The sequence below is a fragment of the Mesorhizobium sp. M1A.F.Ca.IN.020.03.2.1 genome (assembly GCF_004023205.1).
Taxonomy (GTDB): domain Bacteria; phylum Pseudomonadota; class Alphaproteobacteria; order Rhizobiales; family Rhizobiaceae; genus Mesorhizobium.
The window spans coordinates 13,654-31,491 of record NZ_RZSV01000009.1 but is presented as its reverse complement, the minus strand read 5'-3'; the positions used below and the strand labels follow the sequence as shown (position 1 = coordinate 31,491).

At 63.4% G+C, this 17,838-nt stretch carries 23 protein-coding genes; 7 read left to right on the top strand and 16 right to left on the bottom strand.

Annotated features, from left to right (window positions below):
• Nucleotides 1-122: 122 nt before the first annotated feature.
• The 13 genes from EOA79_RS03075 to EOA79_RS03015 form a co-directional block, all read right to left on the bottom strand.
• A complete protein-coding gene (locus EOA79_RS03075) occupies nucleotides 123-719 on the bottom strand; it encodes a hypothetical protein (RefSeq protein WP_127334928.1) in 597 nt (198 codons plus the stop codon).
• 106 nt (nucleotides 720-825) lie between these two features.
• Nucleotides 826-1,275 carry a hypothetical protein gene (locus EOA79_RS03070; protein WP_127334927.1) on the bottom strand — a complete coding sequence of 150 codons (450 nt, stop codon included), beginning with the start codon at nucleotides 1,273-1,275 and terminating at the stop codon, nucleotides 826-828.
• Nucleotides 1,260-1,616 (bottom strand): hypothetical protein, encoded by a 357-nt coding sequence (locus EOA79_RS03065; protein ID WP_066993672.1) that lies wholly within the window; start codon nucleotides 1,614-1,616, stop codon nucleotides 1,260-1,262. The genes EOA79_RS03070 and EOA79_RS03065 overlap by 16 nt, the downstream gene beginning before the upstream one ends.
• A 65-nt stretch (nucleotides 1,617-1,681) precedes the next feature.
• Entirely contained in the window at nucleotides 1,682-3,253 is a 1,572-nt protein-coding gene (locus EOA79_RS03060) for a DUF4942 domain-containing protein (protein ID WP_127334926.1), read from the bottom strand.
• Nucleotides 3,250-3,516, bottom strand: coding sequence for a hypothetical protein (locus EOA79_RS03055; RefSeq protein WP_127334925.1), 267 nt, complete (start codon nucleotides 3,514-3,516; stop codon nucleotides 3,250-3,252). The genes EOA79_RS03060 and EOA79_RS03055 overlap by 4 nt, the downstream gene beginning before the upstream one ends.
• 238 nt (nucleotides 3,517-3,754) lie before the next feature.
• Nucleotides 3,755-3,940, bottom strand: coding sequence for a hypothetical protein (locus EOA79_RS03050; RefSeq protein WP_127214664.1), 186 nt, complete (start codon nucleotides 3,938-3,940; stop codon nucleotides 3,755-3,757).
• 73 nt (nucleotides 3,941-4,013) lie between these two features.
• Complete coding sequence (locus tag EOA79_RS03045; protein WP_128292855.1) at nucleotides 4,014-6,281, bottom strand: DNA cytosine methyltransferase; 2,268 nt, start codon at nucleotides 6,279-6,281, stop codon at nucleotides 4,014-4,016.
• Between the two features lie 12 nt (nucleotides 6,282-6,293).
• The gene (locus EOA79_RS03040; protein ID WP_127335457.1) at nucleotides 6,294-7,154 is read right to left on the bottom strand and encodes a hypothetical protein; all 861 of its coding nucleotides are present in this window, start codon (nucleotides 7,152-7,154) and stop codon (nucleotides 6,294-6,296) included.
• On the bottom strand, nucleotides 7,147-7,647 hold the full coding sequence (locus tag EOA79_RS03035; RefSeq protein ID WP_127335456.1) for a hypothetical protein: 501 nt from the start codon (nucleotides 7,645-7,647) through the stop codon (nucleotides 7,147-7,149). The genes EOA79_RS03040 and EOA79_RS03035 overlap by 8 nt, the downstream gene beginning before the upstream one ends.
• Nucleotides 7,647-8,381, bottom strand: coding sequence for a DNA N-6-adenine-methyltransferase (locus EOA79_RS03030; RefSeq protein ID WP_127335455.1), 735 nt, complete (start codon nucleotides 8,379-8,381; stop codon nucleotides 7,647-7,649). Before EOA79_RS03030 ends, EOA79_RS03035 begins: the two co-directional genes overlap by 1 nt.
• Nucleotides 8,368-8,622 carry a hypothetical protein gene (locus EOA79_RS03025; RefSeq protein ID WP_127335454.1) on the bottom strand — a complete coding sequence of 85 codons (255 nt, stop codon included), beginning with the start codon at nucleotides 8,620-8,622 and terminating at the stop codon, nucleotides 8,368-8,370. Before EOA79_RS03025 ends, EOA79_RS03030 begins: the two co-directional genes overlap by 14 nt.
• Entirely contained in the window at nucleotides 8,622-8,990 is a 369-nt protein-coding gene (locus tag EOA79_RS03020; RefSeq protein ID WP_127335453.1) for a hypothetical protein, read from the bottom strand. The genes EOA79_RS03025 and EOA79_RS03020 overlap by 1 nt, the downstream gene beginning before the upstream one ends.
• Before the next feature lie 129 nt (nucleotides 8,991-9,119).
• Nucleotides 9,120-9,371 carry a hypothetical protein gene (locus tag EOA79_RS03015; protein WP_127335452.1) on the bottom strand — a complete coding sequence of 84 codons (252 nt, stop codon included), beginning with the start codon at nucleotides 9,369-9,371 and terminating at the stop codon, nucleotides 9,120-9,122.
• Between the two features lie 147 nt (nucleotides 9,372-9,518).
• Between EOA79_RS03015 and EOA79_RS03010 the strand changes: the two genes are divergently transcribed.
• The 7 genes from EOA79_RS03010 to EOA79_RS02985 all read left to right on the top strand — a co-directional run bounded on the left by EOA79_RS03010 (nucleotide 9,519) and on the right by EOA79_RS02985 (nucleotide 16,846).
• Entirely contained in the window at nucleotides 9,519-10,784 is a 1,266-nt protein-coding gene (locus EOA79_RS03010) for a hypothetical protein (RefSeq protein WP_127335451.1), read from the top strand.
• The gene (locus tag EOA79_RS03005; protein WP_095783034.1) at nucleotides 10,762-11,502 is read left to right on the top strand and encodes a ParB/RepB/Spo0J family partition protein; all 741 of its coding nucleotides are present in this window, start codon (nucleotides 10,762-10,764) and stop codon (nucleotides 11,500-11,502) included. Before EOA79_RS03010 ends, EOA79_RS03005 begins: the two co-directional genes overlap by 23 nt.
• Nucleotides 11,492-11,641, top strand: coding sequence for a hypothetical protein (locus EOA79_RS32600; RefSeq protein WP_164748353.1), 150 nt, complete (start codon nucleotides 11,492-11,494; stop codon nucleotides 11,639-11,641). Before EOA79_RS03005 ends, EOA79_RS32600 begins: the two co-directional genes overlap by 11 nt.
• A gap of 250 nt (nucleotides 11,642-11,891) precedes the next feature.
• On the top strand, nucleotides 11,892-12,527 hold the full coding sequence (locus EOA79_RS03000; protein WP_127335450.1) for a helix-turn-helix domain-containing protein: 636 nt from the start codon (nucleotides 11,892-11,894) through the stop codon (nucleotides 12,525-12,527).
• 5 nt (nucleotides 12,528-12,532) lie between these two features.
• Entirely contained in the window at nucleotides 12,533-14,182 is a 1,650-nt protein-coding gene (terL, locus tag EOA79_RS33400; protein WP_245479225.1) for a phage terminase large subunit, read from the top strand.
• The gene (locus EOA79_RS02990) at nucleotides 14,179-15,756 is read left to right on the top strand and encodes a DUF1073 domain-containing protein (protein ID WP_127335449.1); all 1,578 of its coding nucleotides are present in this window, start codon (nucleotides 14,179-14,181) and stop codon (nucleotides 15,754-15,756) included. Before terL ends, EOA79_RS02990 begins: the two co-directional genes overlap by 4 nt.
• 388 nt (nucleotides 15,757-16,144) lie before the next feature.
• Nucleotides 16,145-16,846, top strand: a complete 702-nt coding sequence (locus EOA79_RS02985; protein WP_127335448.1) for a phage minor head protein — start codon at nucleotides 16,145-16,147, stop codon at nucleotides 16,844-16,846.
• 55 nt (nucleotides 16,847-16,901) lie between these two features.
• Here EOA79_RS02985 and EOA79_RS02980 read toward each other — a convergent pair whose 3' ends face one another.
• From EOA79_RS02980 to EOA79_RS02970, 3 genes are all read right to left on the bottom strand, one after another.
• A complete protein-coding gene (locus EOA79_RS02980) occupies nucleotides 16,902-17,153 on the bottom strand; it encodes a GlsB/YeaQ/YmgE family stress response membrane protein (RefSeq protein WP_127335447.1) in 252 nt (83 codons plus the stop codon).
• Between the two features lie 74 nt (nucleotides 17,154-17,227).
• A complete protein-coding gene (locus EOA79_RS02975) occupies nucleotides 17,228-17,542 on the bottom strand; it encodes a HigA family addiction module antitoxin (protein WP_095783039.1) in 315 nt (104 codons plus the stop codon).
• Complete coding sequence (locus EOA79_RS02970; protein WP_127239322.1) at nucleotides 17,542-17,820, bottom strand: type II toxin-antitoxin system RelE/ParE family toxin; 279 nt, start codon at nucleotides 17,818-17,820, stop codon at nucleotides 17,542-17,544. Before EOA79_RS02970 ends, EOA79_RS02975 begins: the two co-directional genes overlap by 1 nt.
• Nucleotides 17,821-17,838 lie beyond the last annotated feature (18 nt).

Genomic DNA, 17,838 nt, shown 5'->3' with positions numbered 1-17,838 from the left:
AAACGGCTTTCTGCTGCACCGATCTGAATTCTAAGTTACTTCAATAACTTAGCTTGTAACCAAATCGGTTACAAGTGGGTGCAGGCAAAAAAGAACAATAATTTCAATGACTTCGGTGGTAGTCAGTTCACCGGCTTGAACCGGGATTCCAGGACGGCGCCGGAAATCGAGCGCTGGTCGTCACCGCATTGCACGAGTGCCTGGTCGACGTGTTCCGGATTGACGCCGATCACCTTCCAGACGCGGCCCTGCTGGTCGGGCGCTTCGGCGCCGAGGTAGGGCGCGACCTGGACGGGCTGCGGTGGCTGACGCAGGCGGTATTGCGCCGGCAGCTTGGGATGATGCCAACCGCAGCCCTCGGCCTCCAGGCCATGTTCGAACACATCGAGCCGGAGCTTTTCTTTCAGCCAGACCGAGATGTAGGCGCGATGGCAATACTGGTTGTCGGTCGGGGCCTCGTAGCAGAGCAGGGCGACGTCCCTGCCGCCCGAGAGGTCTTCCATCTTGGCGACGATCCGGCCGGGATTAAGCCTGTCGAGGCCTTCGAAGTAAAGCTGCTTGTACTCGCGCTCGCTGGCGGTCTTGAACCATTCGCCTGGGGCGAGTTCGGGCATTTTGCGGTAGCCCGCCGGATATCCTCGCGGCGTTCCCCTGGACACCCCGATCTTCTGGATTTCGGGCGGCAGCTTGGTGAACCAGGAGCTGGTGAAAATGCGCATCTTCGTCTCTTTCGGTGGTAGGGCTTTGGACAGGTCCAAATGTAAATCCGGTGAATTTCTCAAGCAACCAAAATGACACTGTGTGTTACCATTTTGGTACGTTGCCTCACCCGTACATCTGCATTAGGTATGGGTTCTCTCCAGCGCCTTCGGGCGCTGTCCTGTGGTAGGGATGGAGAGGAGGGCCGATCAGGGGCAACCCGGTCGGCCTTTGATATTTTCGGCGTGGCTGCGGCGCCTCGAAGCGCACTTCGGGATAATTGACCCACGCCGTCACCGTCTCGAAACTGATGGCGCGCGGCAAGCTCTTGACGTCGTCGAGCAGCGTTCGTCCTGCCAGGATCCCATTGCCCGCGAACTCGGCGCCCGAGCGGAAAAACTGGAACGTCCTTCGCCATGGTCCGGTTGAGAGCCAGAGGTCCAGGCCCGGCGCCAACTCCACGCGGTCGAGGCTGTCGCTCTCAAGAAGTTCGCAGAAGAGCTGGTGCCCCAGAGGGCGCGGCGTCTGGTAGTCGGTGGCGCGCCGGAGTGTGGAATCGATCAGGATGAAGCGCATTGCAGTTCTCGTGCCTCGAGGCGTTGGTTGATGGTGGGGAGCGTCTCGCTGGCGAACAATTCGAGCCACCACTTGATCAGCTCGGCCTGGTAGCGGTCGTCGGCCGCACGATGGCGGGGCTCGCGTAGCTGTCGCTCGATCCAGTCAAGCCGGTCGCGAAGCTCCGGCCGGTAGAGCAGATTGCGGAATGCATCTGCGAGCCGCATGTCCAGGGCGTAATCCCCGGTGCAGCCGAGGGGCGACCAGTCGCTATGCCAGGACGACCACATGTCGAGGGCCTGGCTGATGGTGGGGAGCCGGCGCCGCCGCTCCTCCTCGTCTTCTGGTAACGGGCGAAACACTTTTGGACTCCGTGGTAGGGATAACGATCCTATGATGTAACCAGTTTGGTTACAATATGGTCAAGCTAAAAGTAATTTCTGCGGCCGTCCTTCCATAGCTTGACCGTGACGGTGTTCACGTAGGTCCCGACCTCGGCGAAGGATCCGTGCGGCAGATCGCGGAACTGGCCGTTCAGCTTCTCGATCAAGGCCCGGAAAGCGATGGCCTTGCGAGTTTCGCGAAACTCGGTGCCGGCCGACATGATTGCAGCGAGGCACCCGCCGTCTTCCAGGAAGTCCAGGGCGTGCACTACATGGTCGATGTCGCGCTCCATGTCGAACGGCGGGTTCATGATGATGCGATCGTATTTTCCCGTCACTGAGGGGCGGAGCGCAAGGAAGTCGGTCGCGTAGACCTTGCGATAGAGGCGCTGCGCTTCGAGCGCGGCCGCCAGCGCAGGCTGCAGCTCGACGCAATCGACGATATTGTCGAAGCGATACTCGGCGCGCCATCTCTCGCGCTTCACCGGGTCGTCGTAGCCGTAGTGACCGGAGAAGTCGTTTAGGCTGGTGATGCAACGTCGCGCGAGGCTGCCGGTGCCGGCGCTGGGTTCGAGGATCCGAAGGCGCGGCGCATCGCTGGCCTGCATGATCGGAATGCCCTTCAAGAGCTCGTCGGCCGCCTCGTCAGGCGTCGGGAAAAAGCCGAAGTTCTTCGCCGGCGTGGTCTTGCGGTTCCGGAACAGATCGTCCTGCTCGCGCGTCTGGCCGTCGCCGATCACCTCGCCATAGTATTCGGCGAGCATCTTGTTGACCCTTTCCACCAGGTCGTCACGCGTGAACCAGAGATGCGCGTTGCCGTTCTTGTAGGCGACGATCCTGAAATACTCGCCGTGATGTTCGGACTGCTGAGGCTGAAAGCCCCTGCGCTCGGCTCGCACCTGGTTCTCGATGCTGTTGTAGGTCGGCTTCTTGCCGTCGAGGATTGAGAACGTCCGCTCGATATCGCGCACCGTCTCCCATGTTCCGCCCCACGTTACGGTGCCGTGGTCGCGGTCGAAGGCATAGGGCAGGATCATGCGGCTGCCGACCTTGAAGCCGTCGTGCGAACGGAAACGGCGATCGAGCTTGGAAAACGCCGTGGCGATGCCCCGGCGGAAGATCATTTCGGATTCGCCGGCCCACTTGTCGATCGTGGCGTACACGTTGTCGACGGTCACCGGCGGGATCCCCATGATCTCGTCGAGATTGACCAGTTCCTTTCCGTCGCCGTGCCGGTGGTCGTAGCGCTCCGGCACCCACCTGAGAGTGTCGCGCAGCTCGTCCTTGGCCTGCTTGTCCATCAGGATCTCGAGGTCGGTCATCTGGACCAGGTAATGCCAGCACGAGATATCGATCAGGCGGATTGCTGTGCGCTTCCACTGCTCGGCGTCTGGCAAATCGACGGCTTCGAAAAATGCCCTGACCTCGCGGTTGTCGCGGTCTCCGTATCGAGAGCAGGCATGATCTCCGGCGGCCGCTTTCCAGAGCGCCGCCGCCTTCTTCAATTCCCAGTCGGCTTGCTCCATTGAGGCGAACGCCCCGTGATAGGCCGCGACCGCGGCGTCCCGATAGGCGACGATCTGCTCGATCGTGTTGCGCGGGATGAGCGCGTTCATGGGCTGATCCCTTCTGCGATGCAAAGAGTCTTCCAATCGACGTATGCAATCGACACACCGCAGCGCGTGAAATGGCTGTCTCTCTGTTCCCAACCTGCGGCTCGGGCGGCGGTCTCCCATGGGTCGGCCGCGTCCACCGGCTTGAAGGATCGCGCCTTGTGCATGCGCTGGAAAGCGAACGCGTCGCCAAGCTCGCTCACGAACTCGTAGCGCTTGCTGCCGTCGAGCAGGGTGAACTCGTATTCAGTCATCTTGTCGGTCATGGTCTCTGGTCTCTGTGGTAGGGGGTTGGTGGGCGACGGGACTTCCTCCCGCCGCCCTATCGAAGGGATTGTTTGCCTCTCTCAGTGCATCGCGCCTCCTTCTCCTGTTGCGTCGGCTTCCATCTCCGCTTCGGCGGCCTGGAGGTCGGCCAGCCGCTCGCGGCAGGAAGGGCAGCGGCAGCTTTCGCTGTCGTCGAAGGGGAAAGGGGTTAGGCAGTCGTCGCAGTAGGGCATGATTTCAAACCCCTGCGAGTTCGCGGGCGGCGCGCTGCTGGTAGGCGACAACGGTTGCCTCGCAAGGCTGCATCTTCCATTCCGCCATGAGCTTGCGGGCGAGCGTGTACGGCGCAGAGCCGCCGCCGCTGGGGGTGCAGGCGAGGAGCGAGGCGAGAAGCATCTGCTTCTCGGTGTTGCTGAGGTCCATGGGGGGCTCCGTGGTAGGGAAAAACCTTGTAACCACAATAACTTAGCCTGTAACCAATCTGGTTACAAGTAGGTTACAAAGAAATGTCCTCCAGGGGGATATTGCCCCGGTCGTCGACTGCGAGGGCGACGGCAACATTGCGGACCCAGATCGGTTGCGAGCTGAGCATGAACGTCTCGCCCGTCATGGCCAGGAGCAGGGTGGTGGCCATCACGCTGGCGATCGCTGCAGCGGCGTGGGGCGGGACGGCGTTGCCGATCCGCTCGCGCCAAGCTGAGTCCGATGCGCCGTCCAGCTTGAAGCCGTCCAACTCGTCGGGGTCGACGAGGCTCTGCAGCGCGGCCAGCTCCAGAGTCGTAAAGGGCCGGTGCCACGTGTTGTCGAGGGCGCGGATCACCGCGACCAGACGATCCTCGGGCTTCGGCAGTTCGATAAGGGGTTCTGCGGGCGCGCCGTGCGGGTCCGCCACCGACCAGTGCCCGCGATCGTACTTCGCGAAGCCCGGCACCGCGTAGCCGGTGCCGTCCCAAGGCACCACGCCATAGTGTCCGCCTGTCTTGTAGTTCTCCCGGTTCGCGTTGAGCCCGACCGGGCGAGGGTCGGCGACGCTGAGCGCGCCGCCGGCGACATGCTTCGCGCCGGAAATGACCTTGGCCGAATCCTCCCAATCGGTGACTGCGAGAATGTTCTGGTGAGCGTTCTCGCTGTAGCCCGGCCTGGGGTCCGCGACGGCGCCGCCGCCTGAGAGAATCCTGGCACCGGAAACGACGTTCGCCGGATCGTCCCATCCCTTGACGTGCAGCTTGCTGCCGTGAGCGTTTTCGCCCCAATTCAGGCTCGGGTCCGCGACCGCGAACGCGCCGTTGCCGGTGGTCGACGCGCCGATCACGGCGCCGGCTGCCTCGTCGAGGTTGGTGACGCGGTATTTCGTCTGCTTGTAGTCGTCGCGTTGCGAGGGGCGCGGATCGGCAACAGCGAGACCGCCCGGTGGGCCGCCAGGACCGGCGACCGCCGGCGAGGCGCCGGCCCATGGCACGATGCGGAACGTGTTGTTGAAGCGCGGCTTGCCCTCCATGCGCGGATCGGAGACCGCATAAGGCCCGGTGCCGACCGAAACGTCGCCTTTGACGCAGGCCGCCGTCTGGTCCCACTTGCGCACCCCAAGCTGGACCGATTTCTCGTGGCCATCGACGCGAGGGTCGGCGACCGAGAAGCGGCCTTGACCTGGTGAGCGCTGCGACGTGATCGTCGCGGCCGCATTATCCCAGCCGCCGACGCCATAGGCGCCCCGATCGGACTCAATCGGCGATCTTGGATCGGCAACACTGAAATTGCCGGCACCCGGTCTGCCATTGGCGGTTATCACGCCGGCTGGCTGATCCCAGCGGTTCACACCGAGGAAGCCGGTGCCTTCGCGCGTGTTGAGCACGTTCGGATCGCCAACGCGCTGCTCCCAGCCACCATCCGGCAGAATGCCGAAATCGCGCAACACGCCGTTGTCGACGGCCAGCTTGTTGAGCGACCGCCAGTCCGAGCCGGCCTCGACAAAGGCGAGGCGGACCCATGTCTTCCATTGTAGCGCCGGCATGCGGTGCATGGGGCCGGCGGCCGGGTCGCAAGGGCGCGGCAGCTGGTCGAGGATTTCGCCGACGCCGCGCAGCCTGCGCTTCTCGGGCTCATAGAGGAACGGGGGCACCTTGCCCTCATGCCGCGCGACCAGGAGGAAGCGCTTGCGGCTCTGGCCGAGCCCGCCGAGCTCGCCGCAATCGTGCGTCGTCTCGCGGACCGCGTAGCCGTAGGCGCGGAACAGGGCGATGATCTTTTCCAGCAGCTTGCGGCCGCGCTTGGCGATGCGCGGCACGTTCTCGAACACGACCAGCTCAACCGGATCGTCTTTCCACGCCTCCAGCATGAGCCAGACGCCGCGAAGGGTGAGTTCGTTGAGGGCCTGATACTTGTCGGTGATGCTGGAGGCCTCTGGCAGCAGCCCGGAAAAGCCCTTGCACGGTGCTGAAAGGAAGACGGCATGCGGCCGCTCGCCGTGCGCCGCGCGCCTGATATCCTCAGGCGTTGCTTCGCGCCAGGACGCCGGCGGCTCACGGCCCTTGAAGGCGACATATTGCGCCCGGCTGAACATATCGAGCACGGTGCCTTGGACGCCAGCGGCCCGGCTGAAATCCCGGATGGCGGCGGGGTCATTGTCGACGCCGCCGATGCAGCGCCAATTGGCCTGCAGGCTGCCGACTCGAGCGTGCCCCTTGTTGAAGCCCTTCGCCCCGCCGCCGAGGCCGCAGAACAGGTGGAAGTGTCGAAATTCGACCGTGGTCGTGAGATTGTTCAAGGAATGGCCCTTTCAGAAGGCAAATGCGAATTGGCCGGAGGCTTCCTGTCTGGAAGCGACACCGAGGGGACGGAGACCTGGTAGAGCAGCGATGAAGCCGCCGGGCTGGTAGGCGGGATCTTTGCGACGCTCCTCACGGAGCCGGCTGTCGTCGGCAGGGTGCCGCTTGTTGCCCTGCCAATAGGCGAGGCCGAACGGCGGGTTGTGGAGCTTGCACTTTGCGGCCGTCTTGCCGTGATGATCGATGAGCAGGTTGTGCTCCATCGAGATCGTCAGCATCTCGTCGACGGTCATTGCCTCCTCGACGAACCAGCGTTCGCGGAGCCCGCCGCCGGTGAAGGATCGGTAGCCGGTCTCGCTGAAAAACGGCTGATCGAGGTCGATCACGCGACCGTCGAGGCCGACGCCGCCGAAGACGCCCGGGTAGCGCACGTCGGTGCGGCAACCGTGAATGGTCAGCATGAACCGCCCGGGCTGGCCGTGCATCGGGATTCCGCCATCGGGCGCGGCCAGTTGTTTGCCGAGCCAGGACGACGCCGAGTTCCAGCAGTTGAAGCGGGAGCGGCAGCGCGGGGGCCAGGAACGGCCGGAACCGTCCGCGCGCTCCTCCCGGCCGCCGTATTCCTCAATCCGGTAGAGCGTCTCGACACATGCCTCGATCACTAGCTCGTAGGGAAGGCGGCCGGGCTTGTCGCAGGCCATCATCGCGGCGTGGTAGTGGTGGAGGGCTTCCCGAGCGATTCCGACCAGATATTCGTCGGACCCGTCGCGCAGCATGGCGACATTCTCGGCGATCTCCTGACGGCGTTTCTCGGCCTCGATCTGCCAAGCGTGCTTCTTGGCTGGTGCTTTCGCCTTGGCGGTCTTAGCCATTGCCGTACCTCGGAAGTTCTGCGAGCGACGAGAGGGGCGGCAACCCCATGCGCTCGCGAGATCGGTTGATGATGGGGAGAGGGTCGAAACCCTTGACGCCCGGACCTCGGTAGACCCATGGCGGGTTCTCCGGGTCGAGCCGGCCGACGTCGTAGGTGTGGAGCATGTCGGCGAAATATTCCGGCGTGCCCGGGTAGGGAGCGCTATTCCAGAGTGCCCGCAGGATTTTCCGGATGTTGTCGCCGTAGGCGAAAAGCCGGCTCCTTGCACGACGCCAGTTCGCGGCGCGGCGGTCGCGAGTATTCTGCTCCCAGATCACCGCTTGCTCGGCGCGCTGCGCCATAACGGTGTCGGCGTCTGGCTGCTCCTCTGCGATCATCTCGGAAAAGAGCGGCAGTTTCTCTCGCTCAAGGCGCTGCTTTCGGGCCAAGGCGAGCCGCTTTCGCCTCGTGTCTTCGAACGGGCCATATCGGCGTGTCCGGAAGTGGCGCATCAGAGCAACCTCCCCTCGGCCACCTGCCAGACGCCCTCGCCTAGCGGTTCGAACGGGCCGCGCTGCAGGGTCTGGCGGACCTTCGCCTTCCAGTTCGGATTGCGTTCGGACTTCGGATTCTCGGCCAAGGCGCGGTAGAGATCGTCGAGCCGCACCGCCGCGCCGGCGCGCTGCATCACCTTCAACACCTCGTCGACCCACGAGCCGACGGAGGCAAAGCCGAAGATCAGCGAGCGCAGGCGCAGCGGCACGAAAGCGCCGGGAATGCCGCTGGCCGCAAGGCGGTCAGCATCGTCGGCGCCATAGGCGCAGAACACCGACGGCGCGCCGGCATTGGCCTTTGCTCGAGTCCCTGCGGCATCGTGGAAATGCAGCCGCCCTTCCATGAACAGCAGCGCATCGGCCGCGCGCCAGACGCACTCGTGAAACACCTGCGTTTCGGTCCGGGCGAAGATCAGCGCGATTCCATGGGCGTGCTCGGCCATACGGCCCATCCAGCGGCCGATCACGTTGTTCGAGTATGGCGGGTTGAGCCACACGCGACCGTGCCAGGGCCGGGCTAGACCGTTGTCGGCGATGGTGTAGTGCTGGCGCGCCATGTCCCACGGCCGATCGAGCGGAGCGCAGGGATCGAGGTCGAAGCTCTCGGCGCCACCGAGCGCGGCCAGGATGGCCGGAGGGGTCAGCCAGACGTCGGTGCCCGCCGCCGCGGAGTGATGGCTACCGATGGGCATGGCGCGCCTCCTCGGTCAGCCTGCGCAGCACGTCGCCGACGCTGCTGATGGAATTCTCCAGCCGGGCCTCGTCGAGCTCGGCCAGATCGATCTTGGTTTCGTTCCCGTCTTCATCGATCATCGTGAAGACGCTTGCGGTGGAGTGCGGCTTGCGCAGGATATCCCACGCCCAGCGTGCGGCCGCTTCGGGATCGCCTTCGCCCTCGTAGTCGATCTCCCATGTGACTAGATAGCGGGCCATCAGCGCTGCTCCCGCTTGAGCATGTCGCGCGCCGCTCCGCGCGCCATGGGTCCGTCGCCGAAAGCGCCGTCTGCGATCTCTTGCAATTCAGCAGTGCGCGGGTCAGGTCCGTCGCAGGCGTCTTCCTCCTCTTCGTCCACGTCCTCGCGGGTGAGCTGGTCGAACGTCCACTCGTCGCCCTCCTCGTCGAGGAAGACGATCTTGCCGTTGCGCTTGGCGGTCTGGATATCGTTCCAGAAGATTTCGGTGCCGCCGGCGTATTCCGGCTCGCCCGTCTCCGGGTCGATGTCGCTGATGTGAGCGCGGCCGGTCAGCCGCTCCAATGTTCCGGTGATCGGGCTTCCGGTAGGTGATAGGTAGTTGGCCATGGTCTCTGGTCTCCGTGGTAGGGGATTGTTGCCAAAATGGTTGCGAACGCCGCTTGACAAAAAGCCGGGGGGAGAGGCAGAAATCGCGCAGCCTGATATTGCTTCGCGATTCGGCCGGTCCCTGAAAAATCAGTTGGTGTTGAAGCCGTCCGGCGAGGGCTGAATGCCAGCCTCTTTCGCCACAAAGCCCACGACGTCGAGCACGTCGTCAGAGCTTAGTTTCTCAATGGTTTCGGCGAAGCGCCGCTTGAAATAGGTCTGGTGCTCGGCACCGGCGTAGCGGGCCAAGCCGATGGCAGCGGCGAAGGTGATCGCTTCCAGGCGAGCGCCGCAGAAGCCGGACTTCTGATGAAGGCTGGCCGCGAGGTCGTTTAGCGTCATTGGTCGGTGATCCGTGGTAGGGGAAGTAACCGTTCTGGTTACAAGTAACTTATTCGGTTACACCTCCGATGCAAGTGAAAAAGCGAGGCCCTCGGCGTTATGTTTCAAGGCGTTGTGCCGAAGGAATGCATCGCGCAAATCCTTCGCGTGTCTGAGGTCGACAAGTGGGGCCGGGTCTATAATTGCTGTTCCGGAACGTTCCGGTTCGAGCAGATCACGCTCGCCACTTTCCCCGGCGTTGAGATGCACTCCAACGACGTCAGCCTCTACTCGTCAGCCATCGCCGGTTACGTGCTGGGCAAGCCGATAGACTATGAGTTTCACGGCGCGCTCGACTTCGTGAACGAGTTCGACTTTCGGGAGCCCGATCAGCGCCTCGCCGCGCTGGCCGTCGGCTTCAATCTCGGCCGCTTCGCTGGCGGCAAGGCGAACGCCTACAAGACCAGCCATCGCGAGCACCTGGTTGCGAACTTCGCCAGCTATGTCGAGCGCACCCTGGACAAGGTCCGCAAGCTTCCGGGCATGATCCCGATCAAGAGCTATTCGCCGCGCGACTGGATCCTGCATCTCGAGGAGGCGATCGAGCGCAAGGCCGCGATCTTCTCCTACCCGCCGTTCTACAAAGGCGGCTACGAAAAGATGTTCGAGTTCCTGGCCGAGAACATCAAATGGGAGGCTCCCCGATATGAGCTGTTCGACCCTAAGGCGCTGCGCGGTCTCATCGAGCGCGTGCGGCAGGCGGGCGTCCCCTATTGCATCCTCTCGGACCAGATTTACGACGACCTGAAACCGGAGTTGGAATTCGTCTCCGGCCGGGGCCACCCGCACTACTGCTACGTGTCGACCGGCAAGTCGTCCTACCTGCAGCTCGTGCCGCGGTCGGCCCCGTTCCGCTACAAGCCGATCGACCTCGACAAGATCAAGCCGGATTCGGTCGTGACGATTGGCCGAGCCGACGCTGCCCAGATGACGTTCCTCAAGGACGTCTACCTCAAGAAGGGCATCACCCACACGCCCGGCATGGTGAACTACCTGGTGCGCGTCGACGACATGCTGGTCGGCGGCCTGATCTACAACCTCGACAAATTCGCGAAGCGGTCGATTTACCTGCTGTCCGACTTCGCCATCTCGCGCGAGGGCAGGCTGTCAAAGCTCGTCACCAGGCTCGCCTGCAACGGCGAGCTGCTGCGCGACATGGGCAAGCGCTTCATCGACCGTTTCGACAAGGTGCAAACCTCGGCGTTCTCGCATCATCCCGTCTCGATGAAATATCGCGGCATCTTCGAGCAGACCAAGCGCGAGGAGATCGACGGGCCGGAAGGCAAGTTCCGCCTGCATTACGTCGGCGCCCGCATCGACGAGACGCCGCAACAAGCGTTCGAGTGGTGGTATGGCAAGCACTTCAAGCGTTGACTGGAAGGCCCTCGATATCGAGGCGCGCCAGGTTGATCCGAACACGCTTCGCCGCCGCGAGAAGAACGCGCACTACATGGCACCGGCCATGTTCAAGCGCCTTGTCGAGAACGTCAAAATCGATGGCCGCCTCACCACCACGGTCCTGGTGTGCCAGAACAAAGACGGCTCCCTCGAGATCCTGTCCGGACATCATCGCACGGCCGCCGCGATCGAGGCCGGCTTGCCGCTGGTTGACGCGCTCGTCATCACCACCCCGTTGACGGAAAAGCGCAAGGTGGCGATCCAGTTGAGCCACAATTCGATCAACGGCGAAGACGACCAGTCGCTGCTCGCCCAGCTCTACGCCTCGCTCGACATCGATGCGAAGAAGTTCTCCGGTCTCGACGACAGCGTGCTCTCTGGCGACAAGGGACCAGGTGCGACAGCGCTCGGCGGGGCGAACATCAAATACGACGAACTGCTGTTCTCCTTCTTGCCGGAAGACCGCGTGCGTTTCGAGGTCGAGCTGGAGGCTCTCGCCAAAAGGGCGAAGCGCTTCCGCATCCATGCCGCGCCGCAGTCGAAGTTCGACGAGTTCTTCGACGCCATCGTGCGCACCAAGAGCCAGCTCAACATCGTCAATTCGGGCATCGCCCTCTCAGTCATGGCGCGCCTTGCCGGCGAGCGGCTGGATCAACTCGAAGCGGAAGCGGAGGACAAATCCGATGCGGCATGATCTGCCCACCATGCGCGGCTCGTTTCCCAAGCCCGAAGCGCCCATCGCCGGCCCGCCATTCGGCACCCCGTTTATCGTGGTGCTCGCCATCCTGTCGTTCACCTTCGCTGTGTGCCTCGCACGCGTCCTCCTTCCGTGATCCAGATGAATTCGTGTGTGTGTAACGTAGTGCCGGTGGTTAGCGTGGCCGCAGCGTCAAGCATTATGGGTCAGTTTGCATTTCGGCGCATGTTTGCAGACCTTATGCCCAGCAACGCTTTGCGGCCCGATTTGACCAGCACAATCGCATTCGGTTCGGCTCGCGGCATGATGTCCATGGGTTGCGGGATGGGTGGCAAAAAAAAGAGCCACCCCGAACATTCCGAACACTCGCACGCGCGAGTCGTCCGGTGATCAAGACCACGACCACCGCGACGACATCGAAGCCGAAGGCCAAGGCCAAGGCTGAAACGGCGAAAGCGAAGCCGAAAGCCGAGCCGAAAAAACAGCCGGCGCGCGGCAAGAAGAAGCCGGCCGGCAAGGCATCGCCTCCTGTGGCGCCCAAGCCTGCTCCCAAGCCTGAGCCGGCACCACAGCCGAAGCCGGCGGAAGGCAACCGGGGCGGGGCATCGCCGAAACTGACCGAGCGCGACGTGCCGCGCGTGATCGCGATGCTGCGCCAGTGCGGCGGCATCAAGACGGTCGCGGCGGAGAAGCTGAACGTCGGCCGCACCACGCTCTACGCCTTCCTGAACGAGCATCCTGAAATCCAGGAGGCCGATTCCGAGATCGCCGACGAGTTGCTCGACGTTGCCGAGGGGCAGGTGGTGATCGCGCTTCGCTCTGGCGATTTGCAGACCGTGCGCTGGTACCTGGAGCTCAAAGGCAAGGACCGGGGCTATGTGCGCCGCGTCGAGCAGACCGGCAAGAATGGCGGCCCGGTCGAGACGCAAGCACGGGCGAACCCGAAAGACTACACCGACGAGGAGTTGGACCTCCTGATTGCGGCAGCGCAACGACGGAAGGCCGCCGAAGCGCAAGGGTGAATTGAATGGCGCAGAAGTCTGCCGCCGCCCGCGCGCCGCTCATTGCCCCCGACCTCGAAGACCTGCTGATCGAGCGAGACCGGCGCAAGGCCAAGGGATCGTTCGCCGAGTTCGTCAAGATGGCGTGGCTCGAACTCGAGCCGGAGACGCCGCTGGTCTGGAACTGGCACATGCAGGTGGTTTGCGACCATCTGCAAGCGCTGGTCGAGGGCAAGTTTCTCGAGCTGGGCCTGCGCAATCGCCTCGTCATCAACGTGCCGCCCGGCACATCGAAATCGCTGCTCGTCTCGGTGCTGTTGCAGGCCTGGGAGTGGGGACCGGCCGGCCGGCCCGGCATGCGGTATTTGTCGACGGCGTATAACGACGGGCCGGTCAATCGCGACACCCGCAAATGCCGCGATCTGATCCTGTCGCGCTGGTACCAGGACCGCTGGCCCGAGGTTTATCTCAGCCGCAGGGCCGAGACCTCGTTTGCCAACAACAGCACCGGCACCCGCGAGGGCGTGGCGTTCGGCTCGCTCACCTCGCAGCGTGGCGATCGCCTGATCATCGACGATCCGCACTCGACCGAGACGGCGGAATCGGCGACCGAGCGCACCGCCACGACCCGCAAGTTTCGCGAGGGCGCGCAAAACCGCCTGAACGACCAGAAGCGCAGCGTGATCATCGTCATCATGCAGCGCCTGCATGAGGCCGACGTCACGGGCGTGATCCTCGACGGCAAGATGGATTACGTCCATCTGTGCCTGCCGATGCAGTTCGAGCCCGACCGCTGCTGCTACACCCCGGTCAAGGTTTCCAGTTCCGTCGGCGAGCCTATCCTGGCGCGCTATGACGCGAGCAAGCAGCACTGGTATGGCAAGAACGACAATCTGCCGGACGAGCGTCGCGCCGAGATCGAGGCGATCAAGCTCCAGCTCGTCTGGCGGCAGGATCCTCGCACCGTCGACGGCGAGATCCTCGATCCGATCCGCTTCCCGCCTGATGAGCTGAAACAGCTCTACAACGACATGACGTCGTATGCCGTCGCGGGCCAGTATCAGCAGCGGCCAGCGCCGCGCGCCGGCGGCATGTTCCAGCGCGCCTGGTTCGAGGGTCGCATCGTCAGGGCAGCGCCGAAGGGCACCACCTGGGTCCGCCATTGGGACTTGGCCGGCACGCGCGGCGGCACTGGCGCTCGCACCGCCGGCGTCAAACTTGGCCGCGATCCCGAGGGCCGCTACTATGTCGGCCATGTCGTGACGCTGCGCGAGGAAGGCAAGTCGGTCCGCAAGACGATCGAGACGCAGGCCGCGCTCGACGGCAAGACGGTCCACATCAGCCTGCCGCAAGATCCTGGGCAGGCCGGCAAGGCGCAGGTGCAGGATTTCGTCGCGCAGCTCGCCGGCTACAAGGTGCATGCCGAGGGCGAGACCGGCGACAAGGTCACGCGCGCCGAGCCGTTCGCCGCGCAATGCGAGCACGGCAACGTCTACATCGTCGAAGGTGAGTGGAACACGCTCTACCTCGACGAACTCTGCCTGTTCCCAGCCTCCAAGCTGATGGACCAGGTCGACGCATCTTCCGGAGCCTTTACGAGGCTGCTCAACATCAAGGGGGCCATGGTGATCAGCGACGACGTTCTTCGGCGCGCTGCCCAGCCGGGGCCGCGATGATCAAGAAACTTTGGGGCGCATTGCGCCGTCGTTGGGGAAGCAGGCCAGTCGCCGACCTCCCTGTGGCGGCGCCGCCGGCAGCAGTTCCTCCTGGAGCGCGTTCTCCCACGCGCATCTCGCATGCGATGCTGTCGGCGCTCCGCGCGCAAGCGGCCGCACCGAAACAGCCGGTGCCGGTCTTCACCTTGCCCAAACACCCGGATGGCGTGCTCCCGTCGGGCAACACCGGGCTTGCCATGGACAGCGCCGTCGGCGCGGTTCAAAGCTGGGCCAACGGCTTCGCGCTGAGCGGCTACTTCTCGGAGGGGATCACCTTCCTCGGCTACGCCTATCTCTCGGAGCTGGCGCAGCGCCCGGAATACCGGGTGATCTCCGAGACGATCGCCACCGAGATGACGCGCAAATGGATCCGCTTCACCTCGAACGACGGCGAGGACAAGGCCGACAAGATCGCGGAGCTGGAGGCCGAGTTCAAGCGCCTGAACGTGCGCGACATCTTCTGCCGCGCCGCCGAGCAGGACGGCTTCTTCGGCCGCGGTCACATCTACATCGACACCGGCGATACTGACGATGTCGATGAGCTCCAAAAGCCGATCGGCGACGGCTGGGACAAGCTCAGCGTCACCAAGTTCTCCAAGAAGCCGATCAAGGCGCTGCGCACCGTCGAGGCGGTCTGGTGCTATCCGACCAACTACAACTCGAGCGATCCGCTCAAGGACAACTGGTATCGGCCCGACAGCTGGTATGTGCAGGCCAAGATCGTCCACACCACGCGGCTGATCACGCTGATCGGGCGCGATGTGCCCGACCTGTTGAAGCCGACCTATTCATTCGGCGGCCTGTCGCTGTCGCAGATGTGCAAGCCGTATGTCGACAACTGGCTGGAGACGCGCCAGTCGGTGAACGACATCATCTCGATGTTCAGCGTTTTCCTGCTGGCCACCAATCTCGGCGAGACGCTGCAAGCCGATGGCGATCAGCTCTTCCGGCGCGCCGAACTTTTCAATTTGGTCAGGTCCAATCGCGGCCTGATGATGATCGACAAGGATAGCGAGGACTTCAAGAACGTCGCGGCTCCGCTCTCCGGGCTCGACGTGCTCCAGGCGCAGGCGCAAGAGCACATGGCGTCGGTGAGCCACATTCCGCTGGTCAAGCTGCTCGGCGTCCAGCCGGCCGGCTTGAACGCCTCTTCCGAGGGCGAAATCCAGGTCTTCTACGACTACGTGCATTCGTTCCAGGAACACCTGTTTCGCCAGCCGATCCACCGCCTGCTCGGCCTGGTGATGATCTCGCTGTGGGGCGAGACCGATCCCGGCATCGACTTCGAGTTCGAAAAGCTCGAAGAGACCAACGAGAAGGAAGCTGCCGAGGTGGAAAAGACCAAGGCCGAGCGCGACGTCATCCTGATCGACGCCGGCGTGATATCGCCTGAGGAATCGCGTCGGCGCGTTGCCGGCGATCCGGACTCGGACTTCTCCTCGATCGACGTCGAGGACATGCCCGACCTGCTCGAAGAGGAGGACGACGGCCTTGTGGTCAAGGGCAGCTCCGAGGAACGAGACGAGGCGGCTTGACGAGGCCCGCGAAATCCGGCTCCGGCTGGTCGAGCTGGTGGGCATGAGCACGTCGGGCGAGATAGATCCTGACAAGTTCTTCCAAACCGTTCTCGTGTTGGAACGGTTTGTTTGGGACGCGGGTGTTGCCAAGCCCGAGGAGCCGGCAGATAGTGCGGCTCCCGTCACTGACAACGCCGGCACCGCTTGATCACGCTCCACCTGTGGGAACTCCTCAAAGCACAGACGCCCGACGATCGCGAGATCGCCGAGACGCTGAGGGATCGTGATGTCCAGCCTGCAAAGTCGTCGGACGGCCAAGCGCAACGAAAAGGTGCTTCGCCCCGTCCGACCCAACGTCGGGATTGAGACGGCCTACAGGGGCCGCCTGACGCGCTTGATCGACGCCATGAGCGACAGCGTGATCTACTGGCTGAAAGCCTCCTACCGGGCCAATACGCCCCGCATAGCGCAGGATGAAACGCCGGCGGATGCGCTGCGCCGATCGATCCGCAAGCTTCCCGCGCAGTGGACCAAGCGCTTCGACGTCGCCGCGGTGAAGCTCGGCGACTATTTCGCGCTCTCGGTCGAGCGACGTTCGAGTGCGGCCCTGCGCAAGATCCTGCGCGACGGTGGCATCTCGGTCGAATTCAAGATGACGGCCGCGATGCGCGACATCGTCGACGCGACGATCCACGCCAATGTGACGCTGATCAAGTCGATCCCTTCGCAGTATTTCGACCAGGTCGAAGGCGCGGTGATGCGGTCGGTGCAGACCGGCCGCGACCTTGCCGGCCTGGTGCAGGATCTCGAGCGCTATTCCGGCATCACCCGGCGCCGGGCCGCCTTCATCGCCCTCGACCAGAACAACAAGGCGACGTCGGCCTTCAACACGGCGCGCCAGCTCGAACTCGCTATCGATGAAGCTGAGTGGCACCATAGCGGGGGCGGGAAAGAACCTCGCCCCACGCATGTCCAGGCCGGCCGCGAAAAGGTCCGCTATAAGATTTCGACCGGTTGGTACGACCCGGCCGTCAAGCGGTTCATCCGACCGGGCGAGGAGCCCGGATGCCGATGCGTGGGCAAGCCGGTTCTTAGGGGCTTCTCCTAAGGAAAAGCGCGTGATCGTATGGGATCACGCGCTTCAGTGCGCCCGGTTTGCCGGTTCAGCGTCTGAACATCCGGGCAACAGCGATCAAAATACATGCGCCGATAAAGCCGGCCACAAGATAGCCAAGCCATCCGGTCAAGGATACGCCCAGCAATCCGAGAAGGAGGTTAGCGACGATGGCGCCGACAACCCCCAAAAGGATGTTCATGAGCACGCCCATATTGCTCCTCATGAACATCTCGGCGAGCCAGCCGGCGATACCGCCGATCACAATAGCAGCGATCCAACCGACACCTGGATTTTCCATGTTTCCCCTTTCCTAGAACCGAAATTGGTTCGGCGGGAAAAACGTGCGGCAAACCAATAAAGTTCCTCGACCGCTCAGGCGGCAGCATGCAGCGTCGGGATGGCCTTGATCTCGGCGCTGAGTGCCTTCTCGGCCTGCTCCAGATCATAGTTGCGCTGGAGGTTGAGCCAGAGCACCGGGCCGTTGCCGACCAGCTTTCCAATTCGGAGAGCCATCGGGACCGTGATGGGCTGCTTCTCGTCGATGATGTCGTAGAGCGTCTTGCGCGAAATGCCGAGCAGCTTGGCGATCTCGGTCTTCGACTTGTCGAGCGCCGGGATGACGTCTTCGCGGAGCAGTTCGCCGGGGTGCATGGCGGGTAAACCGCGCTTGATGGCTTTCGTGTTCATCAGTGGTAATCCTCTAATTCGACTTCGGTTGCGTCTTCGCCGTCCCATGCAAACGTGATGCGGTAATTGCCTGTGACCCGGACCGAAAAGCGACCCTTGTCGCGACCCGAGAGGCCGTGGAAGTGATAGCCAGGAAGGTCCATGTCCTGGGGCCGCGCCGCCGCTTCCAAGGCCCGCAGGATGCGAGCGACACGCTTGTCGTCCTGAACGCTGAGACCGCGTGCTTTGCCGGTTTCGAAGAAGCGTTGCAGGGCTTTGTTTCGGAACGTCTTGATCATGCTTAGAGTGTAAGGCGC